The 18,332-nt window shown below is 74.1% G+C and carries 18 protein-coding genes; 5 read left to right on the top strand and 13 right to left on the bottom strand.

The window, feature by feature from the left end; all coding sequences use genetic code 11:
• Window positions 1-10 precede the first annotated feature (10 nt).
• The 3 genes from sbnB (at window position 11) to ACWIX3_RS14990 (ending at window position 3,099) form a co-directional block, all read left to right on the top strand.
• Window positions 11-1,051, top strand: coding sequence for a 2,3-diaminopropionate biosynthesis protein SbnB (gene sbnB, locus ACWIX3_RS15000; RefSeq protein WP_448608151.1), 1,041 nt, complete (start codon window positions 11-13; stop codon window positions 1,049-1,051).
• A 97-nt stretch (window positions 1,052-1,148) separates the two neighbouring features.
• Window positions 1,149-2,291: a DUF418 domain-containing protein gene (locus ACWIX3_RS14995; protein ID WP_448608150.1), complete on the top strand. Its 1,143-nt coding sequence runs from the start codon at window positions 1,149-1,151 to the stop codon at window positions 2,289-2,291.
• Window positions 2,292-2,295: 4 nt separating this feature from the next.
• The gene (locus ACWIX3_RS14990) at window positions 2,296-3,099 is read left to right on the top strand and encodes a 4'-phosphopantetheinyl transferase family protein (RefSeq protein ID WP_448608149.1); all 804 of its coding nucleotides are present in this window, start codon (window positions 2,296-2,298) and stop codon (window positions 3,097-3,099) included.
• Here the strand turns inward: ACWIX3_RS14990 and ACWIX3_RS14985 are convergent.
• From ACWIX3_RS14985 to ACWIX3_RS14930, 12 genes are all read right to left on the bottom strand, one after another.
• Complete coding sequence (locus ACWIX3_RS14985) at window positions 3,051-4,721, bottom strand: alpha-amylase family protein (protein WP_448608148.1); 1,671 nt, start codon at window positions 4,719-4,721, stop codon at window positions 3,051-3,053. The two genes, ACWIX3_RS14990 and ACWIX3_RS14985, sit on opposite strands and share 49 nt — an antisense overlap.
• A 10-nt stretch (window positions 4,722-4,731) precedes the next feature.
• Window positions 4,732-5,265 carry a GNAT family N-acetyltransferase gene (locus tag ACWIX3_RS14980; RefSeq protein ID WP_448608147.1) on the bottom strand — a complete coding sequence of 178 codons (534 nt, stop codon included), beginning with the start codon at window positions 5,263-5,265 and terminating at the stop codon, window positions 4,732-4,734.
• Window positions 5,262-6,311 carry a TIGR03885 family FMN-dependent LLM class oxidoreductase gene (locus tag ACWIX3_RS14975; RefSeq protein ID WP_448608146.1) on the bottom strand — a complete coding sequence of 350 codons (1,050 nt, stop codon included), beginning with the start codon at window positions 6,309-6,311 and terminating at the stop codon, window positions 5,262-5,264. The genes ACWIX3_RS14980 and ACWIX3_RS14975 overlap by 4 nt, the downstream gene beginning before the upstream one ends.
• A gap of 407 nt (window positions 6,312-6,718) precedes the next feature.
• On the bottom strand, window positions 6,719-8,269 hold the full coding sequence (locus ACWIX3_RS14970; RefSeq protein WP_448608145.1) for a putative bifunctional diguanylate cyclase/phosphodiesterase: 1,551 nt from the start codon (window positions 8,267-8,269) through the stop codon (window positions 6,719-6,721).
• Between the two features lie 379 nt (window positions 8,270-8,648).
• Window positions 8,649-8,870 (bottom strand): hypothetical protein, encoded by a 222-nt coding sequence (locus ACWIX3_RS14965; protein WP_448608144.1) that lies wholly within the window; start codon window positions 8,868-8,870, stop codon window positions 8,649-8,651.
• Between the two features lie 183 nt (window positions 8,871-9,053).
• Window positions 9,054-10,028 carry a tripartite tricarboxylate transporter substrate binding protein gene (locus tag ACWIX3_RS14960; RefSeq protein ID WP_448608143.1) on the bottom strand — a complete coding sequence of 325 codons (975 nt, stop codon included), beginning with the start codon at window positions 10,026-10,028 and terminating at the stop codon, window positions 9,054-9,056.
• Window positions 10,029-10,056: 28 nt separating this feature from the next.
• Complete coding sequence (locus tag ACWIX3_RS14955; RefSeq protein ID WP_448608142.1) at window positions 10,057-10,725, bottom strand: 3-oxoacid CoA-transferase subunit B; 669 nt, start codon at window positions 10,723-10,725, stop codon at window positions 10,057-10,059.
• Window positions 10,726-10,798: 73 nt separating this feature from the next.
• A complete protein-coding gene (locus tag ACWIX3_RS14950; RefSeq protein WP_448608141.1) occupies window positions 10,799-11,464 on the bottom strand; it encodes a 3-oxoacid CoA-transferase subunit A in 666 nt (221 codons plus the stop codon).
• A complete protein-coding gene (locus ACWIX3_RS14945) occupies window positions 11,461-13,155 on the bottom strand; it encodes a thiamine pyrophosphate-binding protein (protein ID WP_448608140.1) in 1,695 nt (564 codons plus the stop codon). Before ACWIX3_RS14945 ends, ACWIX3_RS14950 begins: the two co-directional genes overlap by 4 nt.
• Window positions 13,136-14,104 (bottom strand): Bug family tripartite tricarboxylate transporter substrate binding protein, encoded by a 969-nt coding sequence (locus ACWIX3_RS14940; RefSeq protein WP_448608139.1) that lies wholly within the window; start codon window positions 14,102-14,104, stop codon window positions 13,136-13,138. The genes ACWIX3_RS14945 and ACWIX3_RS14940 overlap by 20 nt, the downstream gene beginning before the upstream one ends.
• Complete coding sequence (locus ACWIX3_RS14935; protein WP_448608138.1) at window positions 14,101-15,750, bottom strand: tripartite tricarboxylate transporter permease; 1,650 nt, start codon at window positions 15,748-15,750, stop codon at window positions 14,101-14,103. Before ACWIX3_RS14935 ends, ACWIX3_RS14940 begins: the two co-directional genes overlap by 4 nt.
• A complete protein-coding gene (locus tag ACWIX3_RS14930; protein ID WP_448608137.1) occupies window positions 15,747-16,247 on the bottom strand; it encodes a tripartite tricarboxylate transporter TctB family protein in 501 nt (166 codons plus the stop codon). Before ACWIX3_RS14930 ends, ACWIX3_RS14935 begins: the two co-directional genes overlap by 4 nt.
• Window positions 16,248-16,366: 119 nt before the next feature.
• Here ACWIX3_RS14930 and ACWIX3_RS14925 point away from each other — a divergent pair, with 119 nt between their 5' ends.
• Window positions 16,367-16,864 (top strand): LysR family transcriptional regulator, encoded by a 498-nt coding sequence (locus ACWIX3_RS14925; RefSeq protein ID WP_448608136.1) that lies wholly within the window; start codon window positions 16,367-16,369, stop codon window positions 16,862-16,864.
• The gene (locus ACWIX3_RS14920) at window positions 16,864-17,280 is read left to right on the top strand and encodes a LysR family substrate-binding domain-containing protein (protein WP_448608135.1); all 417 of its coding nucleotides are present in this window, start codon (window positions 16,864-16,866) and stop codon (window positions 17,278-17,280) included. Before ACWIX3_RS14925 ends, ACWIX3_RS14920 begins: the two co-directional genes overlap by 1 nt.
• 24 nt (window positions 17,281-17,304) lie before the next feature.
• Here the strand turns inward: ACWIX3_RS14920 and ACWIX3_RS14915 are convergent, their stop codons facing one another.
• Window positions 17,305-18,291 (bottom strand): tripartite tricarboxylate transporter substrate binding protein, encoded by a 987-nt coding sequence (locus ACWIX3_RS14915; RefSeq protein WP_448608134.1) that lies wholly within the window; start codon window positions 18,289-18,291, stop codon window positions 17,305-17,307.
• Window positions 18,292-18,332: the final 41 nt, after the last annotated feature.

The raw sequence follows: 18,332 nt of genomic DNA, 5'->3' as shown, positions 1-18,332 counted from the left end.
CAGGAGCCCCATGTCCCAGCAACTCACCGTGCCGCCGTTCGCGGTGGTCCCCGGTGCGCAGGTCCAGTCCGCCCTGCACGGGCGCGAGAAGCAGATCGTCGAGCTCGTCGAGGCCACGTACCTGCTGCACGCGGAGGGCGACACGGTCAACCCGCCGTCCTACTTCCTGCGCTTCACCGACCGTCCCTCGGCGCGGATCATCGCGCTGCCGGCCTCCGTCGGCGGCGACGTCCGCGTCGACGGGATGAAGTGGATCTCCAGCTTCCCGGAGAACGTGGCCGCCGGGATCCCGCGGGCCTCGGCCGTGCTCATCCTCAACGACCACGACACCGGCTACCCGTTCGCCTGCATGGAGGCGTCGGTGATCAGCGCCAGCCGGACGGCGGCCTCGGCAGCCGCGGCCGCCGACTGGCTGAGCCGGGGCCGCAGCGGCGGCCGCCCGACCCGGGTCGGCTTCGTCGGGACCGGGCTCATCGCCCGGTACGTGCACACCTACCTCGCCGCCACCGGCTGGTCGTTCGACGAGATCGGCGTGCACGACCTCTCCGCCGACAGCGCGGCCGGCTTCCGCGGCTACCTGGAGACCTCGGGGACGTCGGCCCGGCTCACCGTGCACGGCACGGCCGAGGAGCTCATCCGCGCCAGCGACCTGGTCGTGTTCGCCACAGTCTCCGCGGAGCCGTACGTCAGCGACGTGTCGGCCTTCGACCACGCCCCGCTGGTGCTGCACGTGTCGCTGCGCGACCTCGCGCCGGAGGTGCTGCTGGCCTCGACCAACCTGGTGGACGACGTCGAGCACTGCCTCAAGGCGAACACGTCCCCGCACCTGGTCGAGCAGCTGACCGGCAACCGGGACTTCCTGCTCGGCACGCTCGCCGACGTGATGGCCGGTCGGGTGACGGTGCCCGAGGGCCGGCCGGTCGTGTTCTCGCCGTTCGGTCTCGGCGTCCTCGACCTGGCGGTGGGCAAGGCGGTGTACGACCAGATCGTCGCCGCCGGAGAACTGCAGGTCGTCGAGGACTTCTTCACCGAGCTGCGGCGGCACGGGTGAGGGGATCGACCGACCCGGCGGGCGAGGCGGGCCGGTGACCGCCTGCGCGTCCGCGTCGCCACCGGTGGCGCCGGGGGTGTCGCCGGTCAGGCCCCGCGTGACCGGTGTCGACGTCGCCCGCGGCCTGGCCCTCTTCGGGATGATGGCGGTGCACGTCTGGGACGCGATCGAGGACGGGGCGCCCACGACGCCGACGATCGTCGCCGGGGGACGATCGGCCGCCACCTTCGCCGTGGTGGCCGGGGTGAGCATCGCGTTCCTCTCCGGCGGTCGCCGTCGGCTGGAGGGCCGCGCACGCACGGCAGCCGCGGCGGGCCTCGCGGTCAGGGCGCTGGCCATCGGGCTGATCGGCCTGCTGCTCGGCCTCACCGGGACCGGCATCGAGGTGATCCTCCCCGCCTACGCCATGCTCTTCCTGCTGGCGATCCCGCTGCTGGGCCTCTCGCCCGCGGTCCTGGGCAGCCTCGCGGCCGCGCTGGCGGTGGCCGGCCCGGTCCTGCTGGTGACGACGTCCGACCTGGACCTCCCCCACATCCACGCCGACACCCCGACGCTGCTCACCGTGGTGACCGAGCCGCTCGGCCTGCTGTCCTCGCTGTTCCTGACCGGGCCCTATCCGGTGGTGGTGTACCTGGCGTACGTGTGCGCCGGGCTCGCCGTCGGCAGGCTCGACCTGACCTCGAGACGGGTGGCGGTCTGGCTGCTCGGCGGCGGCGCCGCCCTGGCCGTCGCGGCGAAGTCGGTCTCCGACGTCCTCCTGTACCCCTTCGGTGGCCTGGACCGGCTGACGGCCGCGACCGGGGAGGACGCGACGACCCTGCTGTGGGAACCGGAGCAGGCGTCGTCGTGGTGGTACCTGGCGCTGTCCGGCCCGCACGCGCACACGACGCTCGACGTCCTGCACGCGACGGGGTCGGCGCTCGCCGTGCTGGGCGGGTCGCTCCTCCTGACCCGGGTGCACGTCGTCGACCGCCTGCTGCGGCCGCTGCAGGCGGCGGGGGCCATGACGCTGACGCTCTACAGCGCCCACGTCCTCGTCATCGCGGTCGGCGTGTTCGACGACTCGGAGGTGGGGCAGTACCTGTTCCTCGTGGCCGGGTCGCTGCTCTTCGCCCCCCTGTGGCGCCGCCGGCATCCCCAGGGGCCGCTGGAGAGCCTGGTGGGCCGGGCAGCGGGACGGGCTCGTCGGGCGGTCCTCGGGAATGCGGCGTCCCCCGCGGGCGCCGTGGACGGGAGGTGACCAGGTGCGATCCAGCTACGGACGGCCGCCCTGGCCGCGGTCCGGACCCGACGTCGCGCCGCTGCCCGGGGTCTGCCAGGTGTGGTGGGCCCGGCCGGGCGACGTGCGCCCGGAGCACGACGCACTGCTCGGCGAGGCCGACCTGGCGCGCCGGGCGCGGCTGGCCCGCCCGGCGGACCGGCAGCGGATGACGGCGGGCGCGGCGGTCGCCCGGCTGGTCCTGGGCACCGCGCTCGGGACGCCACCGGCCGAGCTGCGCATCGACCGGACGTGCGTCACCTGCGGCTCACCGCACGGCCGGCCCCGGCTGGCCGACGCCGACGGCCCGGACTTCTCGATCTCCCACTCGGGCCACTGCGTCGTCGTCGCCGTCCTGCCGGGTGGCCGGGTGGGCGTGGACGTCGAGGAGGTCGGGCGGTTCGCGCCCGGTGAGCTCGAGGAGCTGTCCGCGTGCGCGCTGCCCGAGGCGGAGCGGAAGCACGTGGCGCGGCTGCCGGCCGCCGCTCAGCCGTGCGCGTTCAGCGTCTGCTGGGTGCGCCGGGAGGCGGTGCTCAAGGCGACCGGCGAGGGCCTCGGCATCCCCCCGGAGGGGCTGGTCCTCACCGCACCGTCCGCAGCGCCGCGGGTGCTCTACCGGGAGGGGCGGGAACCGGTGTGGCTGCACGACCTGCCCGCGCCACCCGGCTTCGTCGCCGCGCTGGCGGGCCTGGGCACCCCTCCGGACGACGTCGTCCACCGGGACGCCGGGCCGATCCTGCGTCAGACCAGCCGGCGGCTGTGCGGCCCGACCACCCGCAGCCAGCGGTAGCCGTAGCCGTCGAGGGTCAGCTCGACCCCGCCGTCCGCGCCGACCGGCTGCTCGCCTTCCTGCAGCAGGTCCACCAGCCGGTGCCCGGCGTCGCAGCCCTCGAGGGTCAGCGGGACGGTGCGCGGCTCCGCGCCGAGGTTGTGGACGGCGACCAGCGCGCCGTCGTCCCAGCTGCACAGGTGGGCCAGCACCTCGGGGTGCGGCTGCTCGAGGAGGGTGAAGGCACCCCAGCCCAGCTCGGGCGACTCGCGGTACCGGCGGATCAGCAGGGTCACGAACGCCAGCAGCGAGTCGGGGTCGCGGCGCTGGTCGGCGACGTTGACGAAGCGCGGCGCGAACCCACCGTCGACCACCGGGCCGGGCAGCCGGTCGGGGTCAGCGGTCGAGAAGCCGCCGCCCGGCTCCGACGTCCACTGCATCGGCGTCCGGACGGCCAGGCGTCCCTCGGCGGAGAGGTCCTCCCCCATGCCGATCTCCTCGCCGTAGAAGAGCACCGGGGTGCCCGGCAGGGAGAACAGCAGGCTGTAGACCATCCGCACCCGGCGCGGGTCGCCGTCCAGCATCGGGGGCAGCCTGCGGCGCAGCCCGCGGCCGTAGACCTGCATCCGCTCCTCGGGGCCGAAGGCGGCGAAGACCTCCTGGCGCTCGTCGTCGGAGAGCTTGTCGAGGGTGAGCTCGTCGTGGTTGCGGACGAACGTGGCCCACTGGCTGTCGGGGCTGATCGCCGGGCGGTCCCGGAGGGCGGTTGCGAGCGGGCCGGCGTCCGCGCGGGCCAGGGACAGGTAGAGGGCCTGCATGCCGACGAAGTCGAAGAGCATCGTCAGCTCGTCGCCGTCGGTCCCGCCGAAGAAGTCGACCTGCTGCTCGTGCGGCAGGTTCACCTCGCCGAGCAGGATCCCGTCGCCGGTGCGGCGGCCGACCAGCTGGCGCAGCGCGCGCAGGTACTGGTGCGGGTCCGGGAAGCACTCGCGGTCCTCCTCCTGCACCTCGAGGAAGAAGGGGACGGCGTCGACGCGGAACCCCGACAGCCCCAGTTGCAACCAGAAGCCCATGACCTTGGCGACCTCGTCGCGTACGCGGGGGTTGGCCACGTTCAGGTCGGGTTGCTCCTTGTAGAAGCGGTGCAGGTACCACTCGCCGGTGGGCTCGTTGAAGGTCCAGACGCCTCGCTCCTGGTCGGGGAAGACGACCTGGTCGGAGCTGTCCGGCGGCTCGTCGTCCCGCCAGACGTAGAAGTCGTGGAAGGGGTCGTCGCGGCTCTGCCGGGCGCGCCGGAACCAGGGGTGCTGGACGGAGGTGTGGTTGACCACCAGGTCGGCGATGACCCGCATGCCCCGGTCGCTGGCGGTGCGGATGACCTCGACCAGGTCGCCGTGGGTGCCCAGCCGCGGGTCGACGCCGTAGAAGTCGGTGATGTCGTAGCCGTCGTCGCGCTCGGCGGTCGGGTAGAAGGGCATCAGCCACAGGCAGGTCACGCCGAGGTCGGCCAGGTGGTCGATGCGCTGGGCGAGGCCCGGGAGGTCGCCGCAGCCGTCGCCGTCCCAGTCCATGTAGGTCTCGACGTCGAGGCAGTAGACGACGGCGTTCTTCCACCACAGGTCGGCGGTGTCGGTGATCCGCATGACAGCGTCCCTACCGCATCCCGGGCTCGTGGAGCAGCTGGAAGAGCACGTGGTCCTGCCACTCGCCGGCGATGCGCAGGTACCGGGGCGCGACGCCGATCGGCGTGAAGCTGCTCTTGCGCAGCACCCGCTGGGAGGCGGCGTTGTGCAGCAGGGTGCCGGCCTGCAGCCGGTGCAGGGCGGCCTCGCCGAACGCCCACCGGGCCATCGCGGCGACGGCGGCGGTGGCGACCCCGCGCCCGGTGACGTGCCGGGAGACCCAGTAGCCGAGGTCGCCGGAGAGGAAGGGCCCGTGGACGACGTTGTTCACGGTGATCCGTCCGACCGGCTCGCCGTCCAGGAGGACCACGCCGGGCAGGATGCCGCCGAGGCGGTGCAGGTCGAGCAACCGGGCGGTGTCGTGCCGCTGGAACTCCTCGGTCCAGTGCTCGTCCGGGCGCGTGGGCTCCCACGGCGTCAGGTGGTCACGGTTGGCCACGAGCAGGGCGGTGAGGGCGGGGACGTCGTCCTGGCTGACGACGCGGACGGTGACGTGCCCGCTCACGGGAGCGCGGCCGGCTGCGGTTCCTGGTGGGGACGGCGCGGCTGCGACGGGGCGGCCGGGTCGGTGGCCACCGCAGGAGCCGGGCGCGTCACGTCGAGCTGTGGGAGGACGTGCTCCCCGAAGGCGTCGAGGAAGGGCAGCTGCTCCTTGCCGACGTGGTGGAGGTAGATCTCGTCGAAGCCGAGCTCGGCGTACTCGGCGATCCACTCGGCGTGCTGCCCGAGGTCGGAGCTGACCAGGACGGCGCTCTCCACCGCCTCCTGCGGCACGTGCTGACTGGCCTGCTCGAAGGCCTCCGGGCCGTCGATGTCCCAGCACAGCGGCGGGGGGAACGTGTTGGTGTGCCACTGCTCGTAGGCGATGGCCTTCGCCCGGTCCAGGTCGGGGTCCCAGCAGAGGTGCACCTGGAGCACCAGCCGCCCACGGCCGCCGGCGTCCCGGTAGGCGCCGGTCAGCTCGCGCAGCGTCTCGTGCGGCTGGTTGATGGTGATGAAGCCGTCGGCCCAGTCGGCGTGGTGCCGCGCCGTGGGCACGCTCATCACCGGGCCGATGAGGGCGGGCTGCTGGTCGGGCAGGGACCAGATCCTGGCCCGCTCGACGTCCACCAGCCCACGGTGGGTGACCTCCTCGCCGGCCAGGAGGGCGCGGATGACGTCGACGCACTCGCGCAGCCGGGCGTCCCGGATCCGCTTGGGAGGCCACGCCTCCCCGGTGATGCGCTCGTTCATCACCTGGCCGCTGCCCAGAGCCATCCAGAAGCGCCCGGGGAACATGGCGGCCAGCGTCGCGGCGCCCTGGGCGATGATCGCCGGGTGGTAGCGCTGCCCCGGCGCGTTGACCACGCCGCACGGCAGGCCGGTGGTGGCGAGGGCGGCGCCCAGCCAGGACCAGGCGAAGCCCGAGTGCCCCTGCGCCTTGTTCCAGGGCGCGAAGTGGTCGGAGCACATGGCGGCGGTGAAACCGACCTCCTCGGCGTGCTGCACCGCGCGCAGCAGCTCGGCGGGGTGCACCTGCTCGTGCGAGTTGTGGAACCCGATCACCGTCATGGCGGGCCCCTACCCCGCCGTCGCGCCCGCTACCTGCGGAATCGGCCGTGCAACAGCGGCGCGACCACCGGTGTCGCGGTGGAGCGGTGTGCCCGCCGGCCGCCGACGAGGCGTGGCCGCGTTGATCAAGGGGGTGTTGCAGCCGACACGCGTGGACACGCCGCGCCTCGGTGCCACGGGCCCATGATCAACGCCAGGTGGGAGGCCGCGGAGGGACGTCCCCCCGCCGTCCCCCGTCCGCCCGCCCACCCCGCCCGTTGATCACGGGGTTGTCGCAGCCGACACGCGCAGACACGCCACGCCGGGATGTCACGAGTCCATGATCAATGCGGGCGGGGCGCCGCGCGGGGGGCGCCGCGCGGGGGGACGCCCCGCGGGCGAGGACGCCGCACGCGGCGACCCGGGCGTCAGGCGGGGGCGGCGGTGCCGGTCCCCTCGGTGGGCGTGCTGGCTCCGCCGAGCAGCAGCAGCTCGGCGTCGGTGTGCTCCAACGGCGCCGCGAACAGGTAGCCCTGGGCGAGCGCGACCCGCCCGTCGCGCAGGTGGGTGCGCTGGCGCTCCTGCTCGATGCCCTCCGCGACGATCTCCAGGTCGAGGGTGTGCCCGAGGTTGATCAGCCCGCGCAGGATGGCCGGCATCGACTCGGCGTCGTCGATGGTGCTGACGAACGACCGGTCGATCTTGAGGATGTCGACGGCGAACTGCCGCAGGTGCGACAGCGAGGAGTAGCCGGTCCCGAAGTCGTCGAGGGCGACCTTCACGCCGAGCCCGCGCAGCTCGTGCAGCCGCTCGGCGGCCAGCACCGGGTCGCGCACCAGCACCGACTCGGTCAGCTCGAGGACCAGGGCGGGGGGCGGCAGCCCGCTGCTCGCCAGCGCCGTTCGCACGTCCTCGAGCAGTCCCGGCGACCCGAGCTGGGACGGCGAGACGTTGACCGCCATCGACAGGCCGGCCGCGGCGGGGTGGTCGCGGCGCCAGGCGGCCGCGGCGGCGCACGCCTCGCCGATGACCCACCGACCGATGTCGGGGACCAGCCCGATCTCCTCGGCCACCGGCAGGAACCGCTCGGGCAGCACGACGCCGAGGGTCGGGTGGTCCCAGCGGATGAGCGCCTCGAAGCCGGTGACCCGCTCGCTGCCGAGGTCGACGACGGGCTGGTAGACCAGCCGGAACTGCTCACCCGCCACCGCGGCCCACAGGTCGGCCTCGAGCTGGCGGCGCTCCGCGGCGGCCGAGCGCATCTGCGGGTTGAACACGACGTAACGGCCCGGCCCGGAGCCCTTGGCCCAGTACATGGCGTTGTCGGCGTCCCGCAGCAAGGAGGACGCCGTCGCCGCGACGTCCCCGGTGGCGATGCCGATGCTCGCCGAGACGGTGACCCGCTGCCCGTCCAGGTCGACCGGGCGGGCCAGCGCGGCGAGCACCCGCTCGGCGATCCGGGTGGCCTCCTCCACGCCGGGCGACCGCTCGACGAGGATCGCGAACTCGTCGCCGCCGAGCCGGGCCAGCGTGTCCTCGGTGCGGACGGCGGACTGCAGCAGCCGGCCCACCTCGCGGATGAGCCGGTCGCCGGCGGCGTGACCGAGGCTGTCGTTGACGGCCTTGAAGCCGTCCAGGTCGAGAAAGACCACGGCCACCTCGCCCCCGCTGCGCGCGGTGCGGCGCAGGGCGAGCTCGAGCCGGTCGGTGAACAGGGCCCGGTTGGCCAGTCCGGTGAGGACGTCGGAGAAGGCCAGCCGGGCCAGGTCGGCCTCGGTCCGCCGCACCCGCCGGGCCGCGAGGGCGCCGGCGCCGGCGGCCGCGGCGCCGCTGAGCAGCAGGTGCAGCAGGACCTGCTCGGAGCCGGCCGCCGCGCGCGCGACGGCGAGGTGTGCGGTGGCCAGCGCGGCCGCCAGCACCCCGGACAGGACCGCGATCTGGAGGCCGCGGACAGGAGGCCGTGCCGGTACGTCGTCCACTGCTGGCCTTCCGTCGGGAGCGGGTCACCGACGGTCTCGGCGGAACGGGGCGGTGGCTCGAGCCGTCCCAGCCGGCCCTCACCCCGCGGGGTGAGGCCGGGTCAGCCGAGCCCGCCTCCGCGACCCGGGCCGGGTCGTCGGCCACGTCCAGGTGCGCGCCGGTACCGTGGCCGACCGCCGTCCAGCCACGGGCCCGCGCGGCGGCGGCCTCGGCGTCGTAGGACGACGACAGGTGCACGTAGCGGACGTCGTCGTCCGGCCACTCATCGGGCACCGGGACGACGACCGCGCTCCCCCGCCGCCGCAGCTCCCCGGCGAGCGGCTGCAGCACCGCCGGGCCGCGCAGCGGGGGTGGACCAGCAGCCGGGAGGACACCGCCTCAGTCCGCTGGGCGCAGCGCGCCAGCCGTCGAGGACGCCGAGCAGCTGCCAGGCGCCTCCGCCGCGGGGCTGCCCGGGACGACGCCGTCCGCCAGCGCCCGCCGGCCCGACGAGACCATGCGACCGGCACCGGCGCCGAGCGCATCGGGCTCCTCGGGCGTCGCCCCGGCCCCGGCGAGCGCCATCTCCCGGACCCGGTCGGCGAACGCCGGATCGGACACCAGCCGCGCCAGCTCCAGCCAGGCGCCGACCTGCTCGGGCGTCGGGTCCTCGGGCAGCTCCGGACCGGAAGCGGACCGTCCGCACCGGGACGCCGAGCCGCGCGGCCAGCTCCCCGGTCGTCAGCGCGCTCCCGTTCATGCCGCTGACGATGCACCCTCCAGCCGCTGAAGGGTCGACACCGGTCAGCCGAGGAGGGGCTCGTACACCTCCTGGGTCCGGTCGAGGACCTCCTTCAGCTCGTCGGCACCGCGGAACTCCTCGTCGATGTACTCCTCGCCCACCTGCTCGACGACCGCCGGGTCGTCGTGCGCGGTGCGCAGCGCGTCCTCGAGCACGGTGACGACCTCGTCGGGCAGCCCGGCCGGGCCGGCGAGGCCGAACGTCGACCCGGACAGGGTCAGCTCCGGGAAGCCGGACTCGACCAGGGTGGGCGTGTCCGCCAGCCAGGACAGCCGCTCCTCCGAGGAGACCGCCAGCGGCCGGAACTGCCCGCCCTCGATGTTCGCGGTGACGTCGGAGGAGGCGTTGATGAGGACGGCGTCGACGTTCCCGCCGAGCACCGCCGTCGTCATCTCCGCGTTGCCGTTGAACGGCACCGCCGTCACCTCCACGCCGTACTCCTCGCGCAGCCGCTGCAGCTCGATGCCCTGCGGGGTCGAGGCGCCCGGGACGCCGACGGTGACGACGCCCGGCTGCTGCCTCGCGGCGGTGAAGAAATCCTCGGCGGACCGGTACGGGGATTCGGCGCCGACCGCCAGGACCGAGGGCACCTCGGACATGACCCCGATCGGCGTGACGTCGTCCTTGGTGTAGCCCACCTCGTTGGCCAGGGGGGTGAGGACCAGCGTCCCCGCCGTCACCAGCGACAGGGTGTGCCCGTCGGGCTCGGCGGCGATCAGCTCCTGGGTGGCGAGCGCCCCGGAACCGCCGGGCAGGTTCTCGACCACCACGGTCTGCCCCAGCTGCTCCTCCAGCGAGGTGCCGTACGCGCGGGCGGTCAGATCGGTGGGTCCGCCGGCCGCGTACGGGACGAGGAGCCGGATCTCCTCGCTCGGGTAGGCGGCGGGCTCGCCGGCCGCGCCACCCCCCTGCTCCGCGCAGGCGGCGAGCAGGCCGAGGGCGGTCAGCGTCGCGAGGGTCCGGACGGGACGGGGCATCGTTGCCTCCAGGGACGTCGAGGTGGTGTCAGTCGGGGTGGACGACGGCGAGGTCGGGTGCGAACCGCAGCGGGGCGCCGGTCACCGCCTGCAGGGCGTCGGGCGTGACGCCGGGTGCCACCTCCCGGACGAGGAAGCCCTCGGGGCCGACGTCCAGGACGGCGAGGTCGGTGTAGACCCGGTCCACGACGGCCGCCGCGGTGAGCGGGTAGGTGCAGCGCGACAGGAGCTTAGGGCGCCCGTCCCGCGTGGTGTGGGTGGTCACGACGAGGACCCGCCGGGCGCCCACGGCCAGGTCCATCGCCCCGCCCACGGCCGGTGGCAGCGCCGCCTCGTCGGTGGCCCAGTTCGCCAGGTCGCCGGTCTCGGACACCTGGAACGCTCCCAGCACGGAGACGTCCAGGTGGCCGCCGCGCATCATCACGAACGCGTCGGTGTGGTGGAAGAAGGAGCCCCCCGGCAGCAGGGTCACCGGCTGCTTGCCGGCGTTGATCAGTTCGGGGTCCTCCTCGCCGGCGGCCGGTGCCGGGCCCATCCCGAGGATGCCGTTCTCGCTGTGGTAGACGATCTCCTTGTCCGGCCCCACCACGTCGGCGACCAGTGTGGGCAGGCCGATCCCGAGGTTGACGTAGGAGCCGTCGGGGATGTCGCGGGCGATCCGGCGGGCCACGTCGGTCGGGGACAGCGGGCGGATCACGTGCCCTCCTCGCCGGCGCTCGTCGGCCTCGTGCCGGGGGATGCCGCACTCCTGCGTGACCTCGCGAGCTCGCTCACGTGGCCACCTCCACGACACGGTCGACGAAGATGCCGGGCGTCACGACGGCCTCGGGGTCGAGCTCCCCCAGCTCGACGAACTGGCGCACCTGGACGACGGTCAGCGCGGCCGCCGTCGCCATCGTCGGACCGAAGTTCCGGGCCGCGGTGCGGTAGACGAGGTTGCCCCAGCGGTCGGCTCGGTCGGCCTTGATGAGCGCGACGTCGGCCGGCAGGGGCCGCTCGAAGACCTGGCGGCGGCCGTCGAGGACGCGCACCTCCTTGCCCTCCGCGAGCAGCGAGTCGGCGCCGGTCGGGGTGAAGAAGCCGCCGAGGCCGGCGCCGGCCGCGCGCATCCGCTCGCTGAGGGTGCCCTGCGGGACGAGTTCCAGCTCGATCTCGCCGGCGCGCCAGAACTGCTCGAACCACACCGAGCCGGCCGAGCGGGGGTAGGAGCAGATGATCCGGCGGACCCGGTGCTCCCGGATCAGCGCCGCGATGTCGGTCTCCCCGCTGCCGGCGTTGTTGGTCACCACCGTGAGGTCCCGGGCCCCCTGCTCCAGCAGGGCGTGCACCAGCTCGACGGGGACGCCGGAGTTGCCGAAGCCCCCGACGAGCACGGTGGCGCCGTCGGCGACGTCGGCGACGGCCTCGGCGAGCGTGGCCACCCGCTTGTCGATCACGGCGCCACCTGTCCGCGCCGGTACCAGCGGGGCGAGGTGGACGGCGGCGGGGTGAGGGCCGCCCGGACCACCAGGACGTCCGGGCCCGTGGCGTCGAGGCTCTCGGACAACGCGGAGGCGAACTCCTCACCGAAGCCGTCGACCGCCCGGGCCGGGACGCCGAAGGACCCCGCGAGGGCGACGAAGTCCGGGGTGGCCAGGTCCACGCCACGGGTGGGGACGCCGGAGTGCACCTGGTCGAACCTGAGCATCCCGTAGCCGCCGTCGTCGACGATGACGGTCGTGACCGGCAGCTGCTCCTGGACGAGGGTGGCGAGCTCTCCGCAGGCGAACAGGAAGCCGCCGTCCCCGACGAGGGCCACAGCCCGCCCCCGGCCGGCCAGCGCGGCGCCGATCGCGGCCGGGAAGGCGTAGCCGAGCGTCCCCCAGCCGAGCGCGTAGGCCAGTCGCCGCGGCCCGGGCAGGCGGGCGAAGGCGGCGGCCCAGTACCCGGCGATGCACATGTCCGCGAGCAGCACCCCCGTCCGGTCGGAGACCCGGTCGAGCGCGTCGAGCAGCCCCTCGGCCTCGGGCTCGTCCGCGCGCACCAGCGCCCGCACCTCCTGGGCCGTCGCGTCGAGGGTCTCGCGGAGGGCGGGCAGGCCCCCGCGCTGCGGCAGACCGTCGAGCAGGGCGCCGACCACGGCCGCCACGTCGCCGGTCACCACCACGTCGGCCGGGTAGTTCTTGGTGGCGTCGGCGGGGTCGACGTTGACCGCGAGCAGCGCCGGAGGGCGCGGCATGGCCCAGTTCTGGGTGTTCGTCCCGTCGAGGTCGCTGCCGAGGGAGACCACCAGGTCCGCCTCGTCCCACAACCGGCCGACCGCGGGCACGTGCGGCGGGCCGGGCACCAGGCAGGGGTGGTCGGGCGGCAGCAGGCCGCGCCCGCCGAAGGTGGTGACCACCGGCGCGGCGAGGCGCTCGGCGAGCTCGCCGACGAGGTCGCCGGCTCCGGAGCGCAGCGCCCCGCCGCCGGCCCACACCAGCGGGCGGCGGGCGCCGGCGAGCAGCTCGCGGGCGCGGGCCAGCTGGTCGCGGTCCACCGGCAGTTCCGGAGCGGGCGGCGCCGGCGTGCGCCGGGGGCTGCCCGCCGGTGCGCCCAGGAGGTCCGTGGGCACGCCGAGGTAGACCGGCCCGGTGGCCGGCCGCAGGGCGGCCGAGCCGGCGCGGACGGTGTCGGCGTACAGGTCCGCGGCCGCTGCCGTCACGACGGTGGCCTTGGTGACCGGGGCGAACATCGCGGCCTGGTCGCGGGTCTCGTGCAGGACGCCGCGGTACACGCCGGGGCGCCGCAGCGTTGAGGGGATGTCGGTCGCCACGACCAGCACCGGCGCGCCCGAGGCCATCGCCTCACCCGTGGCACCGACCGTGTTCGCCGCCCCGGGCCCCGTGGTGACGACGGCGACGCCGAGCCGGCCGGTCGCGCGGGCGTACCCGTCGGCCGCGTACACCGCGGCCTGCTCGTGCCGGACCCCGACCACCCGCAGGCCGGCCGCGTCCGCCGCCTCCCAGACGGGGAGGTTGTGCACGCCTGGCAGCCCGAACACCGTCTGCACGCCGAGGTCCTGGAGCGCCGCGACCAGGGCGTCGGCGCCCGTCGTGGAACGGTCCTCCGCCGCTGCCCCGGTCGCCTCAGCCGCCGACGACGCCACGGAAGGTCTCCTCCGTCTCGGCGAACAGGTCGGCGAGGTCCGCGCTGCCCAGGAACTCCTCCGGCACGTACCGGGGGTCCAGGGCCCCGACGACCGCCTGGTCCTCGCTGGCGCTGCGCAGGGCGTCCTCGAGGGTCGCGACGACCTCCTCCGGCGTGCCCGCCGGTGCGATGACGCCGAAGGTCGTCGTGCTCTGCACCAGCTCGGGGTAACCCGCCTCGACGAAGGTCGGCGCGTCGACGTAGTCCAGCCGCTCCTCGGTGCCGACGGCCAGCACCCGCAGGTCACCGGCCTCGATCGCCGGGAGGAGGTCCTGCGAGAGGTTGGCGAAGCCCGCGGAGACGTTGCCGCCCAGCAGCGCCGTCTGCACCTCGGAGTTGCCCTCGAAGGGGACGACGGTGAGGGGGATGTCGTACAGCTGGGTGATCCGCCGGGTCTCGGCGGCGTGGGTGTTGGTGGCGCCCGGCGTCCCGACGGTGATCGCCTCGGGGTCCTGCCGCGCGGCCTCGAACAGCGACTCCACGTCCTGGTACGGGGAGTCGGCGGGCACGACGATGCCCGAGGGCACCTGGGTGACCACCCCGACCGGCGCGAAGTCCTCGCGGGTGTAGCCCACGTCGTTGGACAGGTAGTTCAGCACCGCTGTCGGCAGAGCTGTCATGGACAGCGTGTGGCCGTCGGGCTCGGCGGAGAGCATCTCGACGTACGCGGTGGCACCGGACGCTCCGGGCAGGTTCTCCACCACGACCGGCCGGCCGAGCTCCTCCTCCAGGTGCGCACCGACCGCCCGCGCGGCGATGTCGGTCGGGCCACCGGCGGTGTAGGGCACCAGCAGCCGGACGTCCTCCGACGGGTAGTCGGCGGCGGCGACGGAGGCCGAGTCCTCGGCGCACCCGGCGAGCGCGGCGGTGGTGACCAGCAGGGCGGCGAGGATGCGCGGGGGTCTCATCGTTCTCCAGGGGTGGACGAGGCGTCGGAGTCGGCGCTGTCGGACGTGTGCCGTGCGTTGCGCCCGGTGGCGGGCTCGGCGCTGAGGCCGGGTTCGCCCTCGACGGGACCGGCCCCGTCCTCGCGGCCGGACTCGTCCTCGGGGTCGACCTGCCGGAAGGCGGCACGTCGCCGCCGGGCCATGACCAGGCTGAGGACGATCACTGCGGCCATGACGGCCAGCAGACCGCCGGACAGGGGCCGGGTGACGAAGATGTCGAGGCTGCCGGCCGACAGCAGCATCGACTGCCGGAAGGCCCGTTCCATGATCTCGCCGAGCACGAAGGCGAGGACCAGCGGACCGGGCTCGAAGCCGGTCTTCTTCATCAGCCAGCCGATGACGCCGAAGACCAGCACGACCCACATGTCGAAGGAGTCGTTGCTGATCGAGAAGACGCCGGCCATGGTCACCAGCAGGGCGAAGGCGGCGAGGATGCCGGCCCGCACCCGGAGCAGCTGCACGAAGACCCCGACCAGCGGGATGTTCAGGACCAGCAGCATCACGTTGCCGACGACCATCGAGGCGATGACCCCCCAGAAGATCTCCGGCTCCTCGCTGATCAGCTGCGGACCCGGGGTCACCCCCTGCACCAGCAGGGCGCCGAAGATCAGCGCCAGCACCACGTTGGCCGGGATGCCGAGGGTCAGCAGCGGGATGAACGCGGAGGTGGAGGACGCGTTGTTCGCCGTCTCGGGCCCGGCCACGCCCTCGATGGCACCTCTGCCGAAGCGGCTGGGGTCCTTGGCGCGCCGCTTCTCCAGCGCGTAGGAGGCCAGTGAGGAGATCACCCCTCCGCCGCCGGGAAGCACCCCGATGACGAAGCCGAGCACCGAGCCGCGGGCGATGGCGCCGGAGGAGTCCCGGATGTCCTTCCGCGTCGGCCAGATGTGCTTGATGCTGCGGGTGACCGCCTGCACCTTGTCGGTGCGCTCCAGGCTGTGCAGGATCTCGCCGACCCCGAACAGGCCCATGGCCACCGCGACGAAGTCCAGCCCGTCGAAGAGGGCGACCGAACCGAAGGTGAACCGGGTGGTGCCGGTGATGGGATCCTGCCCCATGGTGGCCAGCAGCAGGCCCAGCGCCGCCATCGACAGGCTCTTCAGCGGTGTCCCGCTGCCGAGGTAGGTGACCAGCAGGATGCCCAGGGCGGTCAGCGCGACGTACTCCGGCGGGCCGAAGGAGACCGCCAGGTCGGCCAGCGGCGGCGCGAGCAGCATCAGGCCGAGGACCGACAGGATGCCGCCGACGAACGAGCCGATGGCGGCGATGCCCAGCGCCGGCCCGGCCCGGCCCTGCCTGGCCATCTGGTAGCCGTCGAAGGTGGTGACGACCGAGGCCGCCTCGCCCGGCAGGCGCAGCAGCACCGAGGTGATCGTGCCGCCGTACATCGAGCCGTAGTAGATGCCGGCCAGCAGGATCACCGCGGTCGCCGGCTCGATGGTGTAGGTCAGGGGCAGCAGCAGCGCGATCGTGGCGGTGGGGCCCAGACCGGGCAGCACGCCGATGACGGTGCCGATCAGCACGCCGGCGAAGACGTAGAGCAGGTTGATCGGGTCGAGGGCGACCGCGAAGCCCTGGGCGATGCCGTCGAAGATCCCCACCGTCATGCCCCCAACAGCTGGTCGACGGGGCCCGCGGGGAACGGCACGCCGAGGACGACCACGAAGACCAGGTGGAGTGCGAGCGCCCCGGCCACGGCGAGGACCAGGGCCATCCGCCAGGACTCGCCGCCCAGGGAGCGGAGCCAGGCGAGCAGGAACAGGAACGCCGGGATGACGAAGCCGATCGTCTGGAACAGCACGATGAAGAGGGCCAGGCCAGCCAGGCCGGCGACGATGCGGGCCGTCCCGTACGTCCAGGGTTCGTAGTCCTCCGCGGGGTCGAGGAATAGCAGCGCGACGGACGTGGCGGTCAGGAGCGCGGCCACGATGGCCGGCCACAGACCCGGGCCGGGCGCGGTGAGCTCACCGAGTCCCATGTCCCTGGCCATGAGCAGGGCTCCCACCCCCAGCGCCAGGAGGAGCAGCGGAGCGATCCGGCGCAGCTGGGACCGGGCCGGATGGGGGTGTCGTACGGACGCCGGGGCTGGAGGTGACGCGGACATGGGCTCCTCGTCGGGTCGCGGCCGGGTGTGACGCCCGACACTAGGAGGCCGGATTGTTCATGGTCCAATTGCAGATCGGCGCATCGTCCATAACCCGTGCGCATCAATCGGGAGGACCCGTGGAGCTGCGCCACCTCCGGGCCTTCACCGCCGTGGCCGAGGAACTCCACTTCGGCCGGGCGGCCCGCCGGCTGCACGTGGCCCAACCCGCGCTGAGCCAGCAGGTGAAGCAGCTCGAGCAGGACGTCGGCGCCGTGCTGCTCGAGCGGACCACCCGGCAGGTGCGGCTGACCACCGCGGGGGCGGTGTTCCTCGAGCACGCCCACCGCGTCCTGCGGGAGGCCGAGCTGGCCCGCGAGTCGGTGCTGGTCACCGAACGCGGGGAGCGCGGTGAGCTGCGCGTCGGGGTCACCGGCGTGATCACCTGGCGGCTGCTCCCCCGCATGGCGCGCGCCTACCGCCGGCGCTACCCGCACGTCCGGCTGGAGCTGCGGCCGTCGGTGTTCAGCGCCGCCCAGGTGAGCGCACTCATCGACGGCCGGATCGACGTGGGGTTCCTGCGCGCGCCGGTGCCCGTGGGCCGCTGGCCAGCCGGGTCATCCTCAACGAGTCGCTGATGGCCGTGCTGCCCCAGGACCACCCGCTGGCCGGCGAGCCGGAGGTCCGCCTGACCGACCTGGCCGACGAGAACTTCGTCAGCTACGTCTCGATGCAGGGCTCGGCGCTGCGGGACGCCGCGGTGCACGCCTGCTCCAGCGCCGGCTTCACACCCCGCGTGGTGCAGGAGGCACCGGACACGCACACCGTGGTGGCGCTGGTCGGTGCCGCGGTCGGCGTGGCCCTGATGCCCGCGTCGGCCGAGACGCTGCAGATCGAGGGCGTCGTCTTCACCCCGATCGCCGGCGGCGTCGACGTCCGGGTGCCGATCGCCCTCGCGTGGCGCGAGGGCGACTCCTCGCCGGTGCTCGCGGGGTTCCTCGCCACCGCCGAAGAGGTCCTGCCCGGCCCCGGGCCCGGGACGGACGAGCACTGACCGGCGCCCGGACGCCATCCGGGCCTACTCCTGCAGCAGCGGGCCGTAGACCTCGACGATCTCGTCGATCCGCGCCTGGAAGTCGTCCCGGCCGATGAACTCGTCGGGCACGTACTGGTCGCCGAGGGTCTCGACCACCTCCGGCTGTTCCAGGCACGCGGCGACGCCGTCCTCGAGGGTCTGCAGGACCTCGTCGGGTGTGCCGGCCGGAGCGGCGAGCCCGAAGACCGACACGCTGTTGGTGAGCTCGGGGTAGCCGAGCTCGGCGAGCGTCGGCACGTCGGGCAGGTAGTCGACGCGCTCCTCCGGGCTGATCGCCAACGGCACGAAGCTGCCGGACTCGATGTTCTCCAGCACGTCCTGGGACGCGTTGATGAAGATGGCGTCGACGTTCCCGCCGAGCACCGCGGTGGTCATCTCGGCGTTGCCGGTGAAGGGGACGAGCGACAGCTCGACGCCGTACTGCTCGGCCAGCCGCCGCAGCTCCATCGCCTGGGACGTCGTCGCGCCGGGCACGCCGACGGTCACCCGGCCCGGGTTCTGCTCGGCCTCGGCGAACAGCGCCTGAGCGTCGGGGAACCGCGACCCCTGCCCGACGGCCAGCACCGAGGGGATCTCGGTGACCGCAGCGATCGGGACGTAGTCCTCGTTGGTGTAGCCGACGTCTTCCTGCAGCGGGTTGGTCGCCGACGCCGGCACCGCGATCAACGACAGGCTGTAGCCGTCCGCCCCGCCCTGGATCATCGCCTGCATCCCGAGCGACCCGGAGGCGCCCTCCCGGTTCTCGACCACCACGGTCCGGCCGAAGTCCGCGGCCAGGCAGTCGCCGACGGTGCGCGCGGCCAGGTCGGTGGGGCCGCCTGGCGCGTACGGCACGTAGAGGGTGATGTCCTCGGCCGGGTAGGCCTCGGCTGCCGCTCCGCCCTCCTCCCCCTGCTCTGCCACGCAGGCGGTGAGCAGGACGGCCGAAGCCGCGGCGAGGACCGGTAGGGATGACCGGGGGTGTCTCATGCGTACCTCCACGGGATGCGCTCGTACGGGGACGCCGGCGG

The organism is Geodermatophilus sp. URMC 60 (assembly GCF_053502585.1).
Note: the sequence above shows the minus strand (reverse complement) of the source record. Positions and strands in the feature narration are given on the sequence as shown.